This is a genomic window from Lactiplantibacillus plajomi, assembly GCF_005405405.1.
Classification (GTDB): Bacteria; Bacillota; Bacilli; order Lactobacillales; family Lactobacillaceae; genus Lactiplantibacillus; species Lactiplantibacillus plajomi.
Map to the genome: position 1 here is coordinate 1 of NZ_BJDZ01000065.1, position 917 is coordinate 917.

The following is a 917-nucleotide window of genomic DNA, read 5'->3' on the forward strand; positions in this document are numbered from 1 at the left end:
TGTTCTTTTTTTAGTTTCAAGTTAATGAGTACTCGCGCATAGTATCGAACTTCATCAACTTGGATACTGTCGGCGTTAGCTGCAGGGTAACTAACTGAAGCAAAGTGTAAAAGTTCTTGTGCCCGCCGAAGAGCCTTTACTTTCGAAATTTTCTTATCAGTGTTTTTCATTAGAATATTTTTTAACTTAGTTTGTGACAAGTGGCCCACCAGTTCTGGATGTGGGAACAACTCGATGACATTAAGTGCTAGCTTGGATATCCGGCTAGCAAATAAGTGTTCTAGCTCTGGAAAAGTCTGTTGGAGGGCGTTGTGTAACCTTATCTGTTTATCCTTCATATCGGTCTCTATCTGTGCATAAAATCGGGTTAATTCCCGCGTTTTTCTATATTTAGGGGTAAATGGTTGCGATAAAACTTGTGGATACTGGATCCCATATTGGGCAATCTTATGAGCATCATTACGATCTGTTTTAAGGCGACGTAAAGTACTCATTTGAAAGTGTAAGGTCAGTGGATTAACCTCAACGTAGTCTAGTTGATTACGCTCACAGAAAGCCCTCACCGGTCTTGAATAAATACCAGTAGATTCGAAATACACCACTGGATTAACCGTCAGGTTAATTCGTGAAAGCAGGGTATTAAACCCAGAAATAGTGTGGGTAAACGTGAAATCAAACAGACATTGAGTTGAACGATAAATCGCACAACTGCTTTTTCCCATTGAAACGTCAATTCCAATGACATCATGTTTTTCCAAAAAAACATCTCCTAAATTATTAGTAAAGCTATTCCGGAGTTATTCTCGGCGATTCTAATTTCCTAAACACGGTCTCGAAGACCAACATACTTAAACCTGAATTACTAAGAATAATGGCGGTGATCGGTTTGTAATACGGACTTGAAGTCCAAAGGGCAT

General features: G+C 39.3%; 1 protein-coding gene. It reads right to left on the reverse strand.

Features of this window, described 5'->3' with window-relative positions; translation table 11 throughout:
• On the reverse strand, positions 1 to 758 hold a 758-nt coding region (locus tag FFM82_RS13415; protein WP_137646245.1), incomplete at its 3' end, for an IS110 family transposase.
• Between the last annotated feature and the right edge of the window lie 159 nt (positions 759 to 917).